7 protein-coding genes are annotated in these 8,771 nt (G+C 72.0%); 2 read left to right on the top strand and 5 right to left on the bottom strand.

Translation table 11 applies throughout. The features are described from left to right. Both ASG00_RS10440 and ASG00_RS10445 read right to left on the bottom strand, forming a co-directional pair. Nucleotides 1–1,080: histidinol-phosphate transaminase (locus ASG00_RS10440; RefSeq protein ID WP_056209562.1), on the bottom strand; the 1,080-nt coding region annotated here is incomplete at its 3' end. Between the two features lie 45 nt (nt 1,081–1,125). Beyond that, on the bottom strand, nt 1,126–1,479 hold the full coding sequence (locus ASG00_RS10445) for a LysM peptidoglycan-binding domain-containing protein (RefSeq protein WP_056209360.1): 354 nt from the start codon (nt 1,477–1,479) through the stop codon (nt 1,126–1,128). 258 nt (nt 1,480–1,737) lie between these two features. Here ASG00_RS10445 and lexA point away from each other — a divergent pair, with 258 nt between their 5' ends. Beyond that, the gene (gene lexA / locus ASG00_RS10450) at nt 1,738–2,409 is read left to right on the top strand and encodes a transcriptional repressor LexA (protein WP_045247616.1); all 672 of its coding nucleotides are present in this window, start codon (nt 1,738–1,740) and stop codon (nt 2,407–2,409) included. Nucleotides 2,410–2,487: 78 nt separating this feature from the next. Here lexA and metE read toward each other — a convergent pair whose 3' ends face one another. Together metE and ASG00_RS10460 are read right to left on the bottom strand one after the other, a co-directional pair. Beyond that, nucleotides 2,488–4,815, bottom strand: coding sequence for a 5-methyltetrahydropteroyltriglutamate--homocysteine S-methyltransferase (gene metE / locus ASG00_RS10455; protein WP_056209364.1), 2,328 nt, complete (start codon nt 4,813–4,815; stop codon nt 2,488–2,490). After that, nucleotides 4,812–5,798 (bottom strand): methylenetetrahydrofolate reductase, encoded by a 987-nt coding sequence (locus ASG00_RS10460; protein ID WP_045247614.1) that lies wholly within the window; start codon nt 5,796–5,798, stop codon nt 4,812–4,814. Before ASG00_RS10460 ends, metE begins: the two co-directional genes overlap by 4 nt. Before the next feature lie 172 nt (nt 5,799–5,970). On the opposite strand from ASG00_RS10460, the gene ASG00_RS10465 reads away from it, so the two are divergent. Then, entirely contained in the window at nt 5,971–7,875 is a 1,905-nt protein-coding gene (locus ASG00_RS10465; RefSeq protein ID WP_056209367.1) for a S9 family peptidase, read from the top strand. 41 nt (nt 7,876–7,916) lie between these two features. Here the strand turns inward: ASG00_RS10465 and hflX are convergent. Further along, on the bottom strand, nt 7,917–8,771 hold an 855-nt coding region (hflX, locus tag ASG00_RS18065; RefSeq protein ID WP_235559485.1), incomplete at its 5' end, for a GTPase HflX.

Consider the following 8,771-nt stretch of genomic DNA (forward strand, 5'->3'; position numbering starts at 1 on the left):
TGCGCCCGATTCTAGCGAGGCCAGGGCATCGAGGAACGCCGTCGTCTCCTGCGCGGTGCCCGCCGTCACCCGCAGGTGGTGCGGAATGCCGACGTCGCGGATCAGCACGCCCCGGTCGTACAGCGCCTGCCAGGTCGCCCGCGGGTCGTCGACGTCGCCGAACAGCACGAAGTTGGTCCACGACGGGTGGGCGCGGAAGCCCAGCGCCTCGACTGTCGCCGAGATGCGGTCGCGCTGCGCGACGATCTCGTCGACCATCCCGAGCATGACGTCCGCGTGACGCAGTGCCGCCGATGCGGCGGCCTGTGTGAGCGCACTCAGGTGGTACGGCAGGCGCACGAGGCGCAGCGCGTCGATGATCGCCGGGTCGGCGGCGAGGTAGCCCACGCGCGCACCGGCGAAGGCGAACGCCTTGCTCATGGTGCGGGAGACGACCAGGCGCTCCCGGCCCTCGAGGAGCGAGATCGCCGAGACCGCGTCGCGCGGGGCGAATTCGATGTAGGCCTCGTCGACGATGACGATGCCGCGGCTCGCCTCGTAGACGGCGGTGATCACATCGATCGGCAGCGGCGTGCCGGTCGGATTGTTGGGAGCGCACAGGAAGACGACGTCGGGGTCAGCGGCGGCCACCTGGTCGGCCGCGGATTGCGGAGACAGCGTGTAGTCGCTGGCCCGCTCGCCGGCGACCCACTCGGCGCCAGTCGCGCGCGTGAGAAGCGGGTACATCGAGTACGTCGGCGTGAAGCCGAACGCCCGACGCCCCGGGCCGCCGAAGGCCTGCAGGACGTGCTGGAGCACCTCGTTCGACCCGTTCGCGGCCCAGATCTGCTCGGGGAGCAGCCCGTTGCCGAGATAGTCCGCAAAGCCCTCGCGCAGCGCGGTGAACTCGCGGTCGGGATAGCGGTTGACGTCGCGCAGCGCGCGGGCGATGGAATCGAGGATGTCGCTGGCGACCTCATCCGGAACCGGATGCGTGTTCTCGTTGACGTTCAGAGCGACGGGGAGCGCGACCTGCGGGGCGCCGTAAGGGACGAGCCCGCGCAGGTCGTCGCGTATCGGAAGGTCTTCGAGACGGGTCACCGTTCCATCGTAGAGGCGGGATACGCGCCGACCCGACGGTCGAGATCAGCGAGCCGGAGCGTACTCGGTGGGGATCGACAGCTGCTCGCCGGCCACCACCGTGCCGTTTCCGAGTGCGTTGAGCCGCACGAACGCGTCGACCACGTCGCGCGGATCTGCCTGCGGCGCGACGCGCTCCGCGATCGACCACAGCGAGTCACCGGCCTCGACCGTGACGGTCTGGTAGGTGCCCGCCGGAGCACCGGCGTCGCGCGACGCGAGAGCCGCCCCGCCCGACACGATGCCCGCCGAGACCCCGATGAGGAAAGGCAGTGCGGCGAGGAACACGAGCACGCGGCGGCCACGACGCGTCATCCGCAGTCGGGTGCGCGGTGCGAGCGTGAGCGGGATCGTCGTCATGTCTGCCTCCTCAGAGTGGTGAAGTGTCGCAAGACCGGACCCGGCCGGGGGCCGGTCTTGCGAACTTCTTTTCCGAATCTATCTTCGATATTGTCGAGTGTCAACCGGCTCTCGCCTTCGAGGACTTTCGAACGCGACACGCGTGCCCGCTCCCGCGAAGGGCGCCGAGAGCCGGATAGGTTTTCGACATCTGAAGCACATCACCGACCTCCGACATTCGAACGAGAACGACGAGGCGGCCCAGGGAAGGAGCGTGCGATGCCCGGTCGGGAGAAGCCGCAGACGCGTCGGCGCAAGAGCCTCAGCGACAAGCAGCTGGCGATCCTCGAGGTCATCCAGCGCTCCATCGCGCGCCACGGATACCCGCCGAGCATGCGCGAGATCGGCGACGCCGTGGGACTCAAGTCGCTCTCGAGCGTCACGCACCAGCTGAACCAGCTCGAGCTGAGCGGCTACCTGCGTCGCGACGCGGGCAAGACCCGTGCGATGGAAGTGCTCATCGACCTCCCCGGCACCGCGGCCGAGAACCCCGCCGACACGGCCCCCTCGGTCGGCGACGCCGCCATGGTGCCCCTCGTCGGGCGCATCGCCGCCGGCATCCCGATCACGGCTGAGCAGCAGGTCGAGGAGATCTTCCCCCTCCCCCGCCAGCTCGTCGGCAAGGGCGACCTGTTCATGCTCAAGGTGCAGGGCGAGTCGATGATCGACGCCGCCATCTGCGACGGCGACTGGGTGGTCGTGCGCTCGCAGTCCACCGCCGAGAACGGCGACATCGTCGCCGCGATGCTCGACGGCGAGGCCACCGTCAAGGCCTTCCGCCAGCGGGACGGCCACACCTGGCTGCTGCCGCGCAACTCCGCGTTCGAGCCGATCCTCGGCGACGAGGCGGTCGTGCTCGGCAAAGTCGTCGCGCTCATGCGCGCGGTCTGACGACACCGAGACGACGACAGAGGGCGGCGACCGGAAGCATCCGGTCGCCGCCCTCTGTCGTTCGCGAGGCGCTCAGCCCTAGCGGGCGCCCACCTCTTCGCGCACCGCGACGGTCGCGGCGACGAGGTTGCGCAACGAGGCCTTCGTCTCGGCGTAGCCACGGGTCTTCAGACCGCAGTCGGGGTTGACCCAGATCTGGCGGGTCGGGATCGCCTTGACCGCGCGCTCGAGGAGCTCGGTGACCTCTTCGACGCTCGGGATGCGGGGCGAGTGGATGTCGTAGACACCCGGGCCGATGCCGTGGCTGAAGCCCGACGCAGAGATGTCGTCGATCACGTCGCCACGGCTGCGCGCCGCCTCGATCGAGGTGACGTCGGCGTCGAGGGCGGCGATCGCGTCGATCACGACGGCGAACTCCGAGTAGCACAGGTGCGTGTGCACCTGGGTGGCCGTCTCGGCTCCCGCGGTCGCCAGGCGGAACGATCCCACCGACCAGTCGAGGTAGGCGGGCTGGTCGGCCTTCTTCAGCGGAAGCAGCTCGCGCAGCGCGGGCTCGTCGACCTGGATGATCGCGATGCCGGCCTGCTCGAGGTCGCCGATCTCGTCGCGCAGCGCCAGGGCGACCTGGTTCGCGGTCTCGCCCAGCGGCTGGTCGTCGCGCACGAACGACCACGCGAGGATCGTCACCGGGCCGGTCAGCATGCCCTTGACGGGCTTCGCGGTGAGCGACTGGGCGTACTCGGCCCACGCCACCGTGATCGGCGCCGGACGCGACACGTCGCCCCAGAGGATCGACGGACGCGTCGCACGCGAGCCGTAGGACTGCACCCAGCCGTTCTGCGTCACCGCGAAGCCGTCGAGGTTCTCGGCGAAGTACTGCACCATGTCGTTGCGCTCGGGCTCGCCGTGCACGAGGACGTCGAGACCGAGATCCTCCTGCAGCGTGATGACCGCGGCGATCTCGTCGCGGAGGAACCCGTCGTACTCGGCCGTGGTGAGCTCGCCCTTCGCGTGGCGTGCGCGGGCGCGACGGATGTCACCGGTCTGCGGGAACGACCCGATCGTGGTCGTCGGGAGCGCCGGAAGGTGCAGCGCGGCATCCTGCGCCGCGGCACGCTCCGCGTAGTCGCCGCGCGAGAAGTCGGCGTCGGTCAGGGCGCCGGTGCGGGCACGCACCGCGTCGACACGCACGCCCGGTGCCGACCGACGGTCCTCGAGCGCCGCCGTCGCGGCGGCGAGGTCGTCGGCGATCGCGTCACGACCCTCGGCCAGGCCACGCGCGAGCACCGCGATCTGGCCGACCTTCTGATCGGCGAACGCGAGCCACGAGACGAGACGCTCATCGAGCGCGGGCTCGTCGGCGACGTCGTGCGGCACGTGCTGCAGCGAGGTGGTGGTGCCGGCGACGACGGATGCCGCGCCCAGCCCCTTCAGCGCCTCGAGCTTCTGCCAGGCGGCCTCGAGGTCGCCACGCCAGATGTTGCGGCCGTCGACGACGCCGCCCACGAGGGTCTTGGACTCGAGCCCGGGGACGGCCGCCGGAAGCGCACCGCGGCCGAGGTCGATCGCGAGCGCCTCGACGGGGGCGGCGGCCAGAACCTGCCACGCCTCGGGCGAGAGCTGCGCGTAGCCGGCGGTCACGAGGATCGACGGGCGGTCGGCGGCACCGCCGAGCACGGCGTAGGCGCGCTCCGCGAGCGCCGCGAGAGCGGCGGGGTCGACGTCGACGCTCTCGCTGACGAGGGCCGGCTCGTCGAGCTGTACCCACTCGGCTCCGGCCGCCTTCAGCGACGCGAGCAGCTCGACGTAGACGGGCAGGAGGTCATCGAGGCGGCTCGTCGGAGCGAAGCCGGCGGGCGCGGCATCCGTCGCCTTCGCCAGCGCGAGGAACGTGACGGGGCCGACGACGACGGGGCGCGTGACGAAGCCGTCGGCGCGGGCCTCGGCGACCTGGCGGGCGAAGCGGTCGCTCGTGAGCGCGAAGCGGGTCTCGGGACCGATCTCGGGAACCAGGTAGTGGTAGTTCGTGTCGAACCACTTGGTCATCTCCAGCGGCGCGTCATCGCCCTCGCCGCGGGCGGCCGTGAAGTAGGCCGACAGCGGCACGCTGCCGTCGCTCTCGCGCAGACGCGTGAAGCGGGCGGGCAGGGCGCCGACGGTCGCGGTGACGTCGAGCACCTGGTCGTAGTACGAGAACGACTCGGGGATCGAGGAGTCCGTGCGGCCGAGACCGAGCTCGGCGAGACGCTCGCGGGTGTCGCGGCGGAGGTCGGCCGTCGTGGCCTCGAGGTCGGCCTCGGAGAGCGCGCCCGCCCAGTGCGACTCGACGGCGCGCTTGAGCTCACGGCGGCGGCCGATGCGGGGGTAGCCGAGGATGGTTCCCTCGGGCAGGGCGGGTGCAGTCATCGACGTGACTCCTTCACTGGGGTGGAGGCGGGGCCGGAGGCGCCCGCGGTGAGAATACCTGCTTCACGGAGGACCGAGAGCACGGTGTCGTGGTTGTTGAACGCGTAGAGGTGCACACCGGGCGCTCCACCGGCCAGCACCTCCTCGGCGAGACGCGCGGCGTGCGCGATGCCGATCTCCCGCTGGCCCTCGGCGGTCGGCTCGACCTCGAGCGCGATCGCAAGGTCGGCGGGGATCTCCTCGCCGGTCAGCTGCAGCACACGGCGCAGCCGTGCCGGGCCGGTGATCGGCATGATCCCCGGCAGGATCGGGATGGTGACTCCCGCCGTACGGGCGCGGTCGACGAACCAGACGTAGTCGTCGGCGTGGAAGAACAGCTGGGTGATGGCGAGGGTCGCACCGGCGGCCTGCTTCGCCAGCAGCGCGTCGATGTGCTCGCGCGGATGCCGCGACCGCGGGTGGCCGTTCGGGAAGGCCGCGACGGCGATGTCGACCCGCGGGCGCGGATCGACGCGGGCGGCGCCGGGCATGCCGGGGATCCCGGACTCCTGGTAGGGAGCGCGCTCGGCCTGGACGCGGTCGATGAGCTGCACGAGCTGGGCGGCGCTCTCCAGGTCACCCAGGTACACGTCGTCCTCGGAGGTGCCCGCGGGCGGGTCTCCGCGCAGCGCGAGGAAGCTGCGGATGCCGGCGTCGAGGAACTCGCGGATGAGACGGTTGGCGCCCGCATAGGTGTTGCCCACGCACGTGAGGTGCGCCAGCGGCTCGACATCGGTCGTGGCGCGAATGTGACGCAGCACCTCGAGCGAGCGTCCGCCGGTGGATCCGCCGGCACCGTACGTCACCGAGATGAACCGCGGCCCGACCTCGGCGAGGCGCGCGATCGTCTCGTGCAGAGCCGCCTCTGACGCCGCCGTGCGAGGCGGGTACAGCTCGAACGAGAACGGCGCAGGCGCGGGCACGGAGTCGACGGAAGAGGTCATTTCACACGGTGGAAGAGGTGCGCAGAATGCGCATACGGGTGGGATCAGAGCATAAAGCACCGAGCGATGTGCGCAGCCGTGTGTGACGCCCGGAGTCACGCGAGCACCGCGCACGCGTCTCCCGCTCCGCGCCGAGCGGGCGGATGCCGCGGCCCGCGGCTAGCGTGGAGGGATGCCGCAGACTCTCCCCCACGGCTCCTGGCCGTCACCGCTGTCCGCCTCCGACATCGCCGGTTCCTCGCCCCGCTTCGACGGCGCGCGCCTGGTCGGATCGGAGATCTGGTGGGGCGCGTCGGTGCCCGAGGAGGGCGGCCGCGGCACCGTGCGCCGGCGATTCGAGGGCGGAGAGGTGGCGGAGATTCTTCCGGCACCGTGGAGCGCGCGCTCGGCGGTGCACGAGTACGGCGGCGGCGCGTGGGCTCCTCGCGGCGACGGCGGGCTGGTGTTCGTCGAGAAGGGCGACCAGCGGGTCTACTCACTCACCCCGGGTGAGGAACCTCAGCCTCTCACGCCGGGCGGGCTCGGACAGCGCTTCGGTGGGCTCACCGTCACGGGCGGTGCGCTGCTCGCGGTGCGCGAGACCCAGGACGCGCGCGGCACGACCCACGACGCCGTGCGCATCCCGCTCGACGGATCTGCCTCCGACGACCCGACCGCGCTGCAGGTCGTCGCATCCGGCACCGACTTCGTCGCCCAGCCCGCACTCTCCCCCGACGGGCGTGAGATCGCCTGGATCGGCTGGAACCACCCGCACATGCCGTGGGAGCGCAGCGAACTCCGGCGCGCTCCACTCGGGCGGCCGGACGAGGCATCCGTCGTCGCCGGCGGCGCGAGCGCGCCGGTACAGCCGACGTGGGAGCCGGACGGCGCGCTGCTCTACTCCGACGACGAGACCGGGCGCTGGAACCTCCGTCGGGTGCGCGGCGGCACGGTGACGGAGGTCGCGCCCGCCGACGCCGACACCGGCGGCGCGCTGTGGGTGCTCGGCAGTCGCTGGTTCGCGCCGCTCGGTGGCGGCCGCATCGCCGCCCTCCGCACCAACGGCCGGGACGAGCTCGACGTCATCGAGGCGGACGGGACGAGTCGCGGCATCCCGCTGCCGGTCTCGAGCCACCTGCTCATCGAGGATGCCGCGGGCTCGCGCGTGCTGCTCACGGGCGCGGGCTCGGCCGTGTCGAGCGGACTGTGGCTCGTCGACGTCGAGACCGGCGCCGCGGAGGCCGTGGTCGGCGGCGCCGCGCCGCTGCCCGACGCCTGGCTGCCGACCCCGCGTGCGGTCACCTACCCCGGTCCGCACGGGCCGGTGCACGCGTTCGTCTACCCGCCGACCGCTCCCGGAATCGTGGCGCCCGCCGGCGAGCGCGCGCCGTACGTGGTCACCGTGCACGGCGGACCCACCTCCCACGTCGCGGGGGGCTTGTCGGGATCGATCGCCTACCTCACGAGCCGCGGCATCGGCGTGCTCGACGTCAACTACGGCGGGTCATCCGGCTACGGACGCGCCTACCGCGAGCGCCTCGACGGTCAGTGGGGCATCGTCGACGTCGACGACGTCCTCGCCGCGGTGGCCGGTCTCGTCGCGGAAGGCGACGCTGACGCCGCCCGCATCGCGATCGCCGGCGGCTCCGCGGGCGGATGGACCGTGCTCGCCGCCCTCGCCGGCAGCGACGTGTTCGCGGCGGGCATCTCGCGCTACGGCGTGGCCGATGCGCGCGCCCTCGCCGCCGACACGCACGACTTCGAGTCGCGCTACCTCGACGGCCTCATCGGTCCCCTGCCGGAGGCCGAGGCCGTCTATCTCGAGCGATCCCCGCTGTCACACACGGACCGGTTCGCGGCGCCCGTGCTGCTGCTGCAGGGCGCCGACGATGCCGTGGTGCCACCCACCCAGTCGGAGGCCATCCGCGACGCGCTGGCGGCGCGCGGCATCCCGCACGCCTACCGTCTCTACGAGGGCGAGGGGCATGGCTTCCGCCGCCGGGAGACGATCATCGACGCCGCCGAGACCGAGCTCGCCTTCCTCGGCGCCGTGTTCGGATTCACTCCACCGGGGCTGCCGCCGCTCGCGCTCGACTGAGCGCCGAAGGGTCGCCGCTCACGACTGACGGACCTGAACGCTCAGCGCGCGAACGGGGCGAGCTCAGCGGCGAGACGCTCGGAGACGTGAGCGTGCAGCAGAGTGCCGGTCTCCTCGTGCGACTGGCTCACGATGAGCCCGGTGTCGTGCACCGCGGAGACGAGGTCCCCGCGACCGTAAGGCACGAGCGCCGTGATCTCCACCGCCGGCAGCGGCAGCGCGGCCTCGACAGCCGCACGCAGCTCGGCGATGCCCTCACCCGTGCGCGACGACACGAAGTACGCGCCCGGCACGAGTCCGCGCAGCACCAGGCGCGCGTCGGCATCGACGAGGTCGGCCTTGTTGAAGACGACGAGCTCCTGCGTGGCGCGCGCGCCGACCTCGCCGATCACGTCGCGCACCGTCGCGAGCTGCGCGGCAGGGTCGGGGTGGGAGCCGTCGACGACGTGCACGATCACATCGGCGTCGCCGACCTCCTCCAGCGTGGAGCGGAATGCCTCCACGAGCTGATGAGGCAGGTTGCGCACGAACCCGACGGTGTCGGTGAGCGTGTAGACGCGTCCATCGGATGCCTCGGCCCGCCGCACTGTCGCATCGAGCGTCGCGAACAGCGCGTTCTCCACGAGCACACCCGCGCTCGTGAGCCGGTTCAGCAGGCTCGACTTCCCCGCGTTCGTGTAGCCGGCGATCGCGACGGACGGGATCGTGTTGCGCTTGCGCTCGGCGCGCTTCGCATCGCGGGCCGGCGCGAAGTCGCGGATCTGCCGGCGCAGCATCGCCATGCGGGTGCGGATGCGGCGGCGATCGAGCTCGATCTTCGTCTCACCCGGTCCGCGCGAACCCATGCCGGCGCCGCCGGCGCCCACCTGGCCACCGGCCTGACGGCTCATCGAGTC

Origin of the sequence: Microbacterium sp. Leaf351 (genome assembly GCF_001423825.1) — a bacterium.
GTDB lineage: Bacteria > Actinomycetota > Actinomycetes > Actinomycetales > Microbacteriaceae > Microbacterium > Microbacterium ginsengisoli.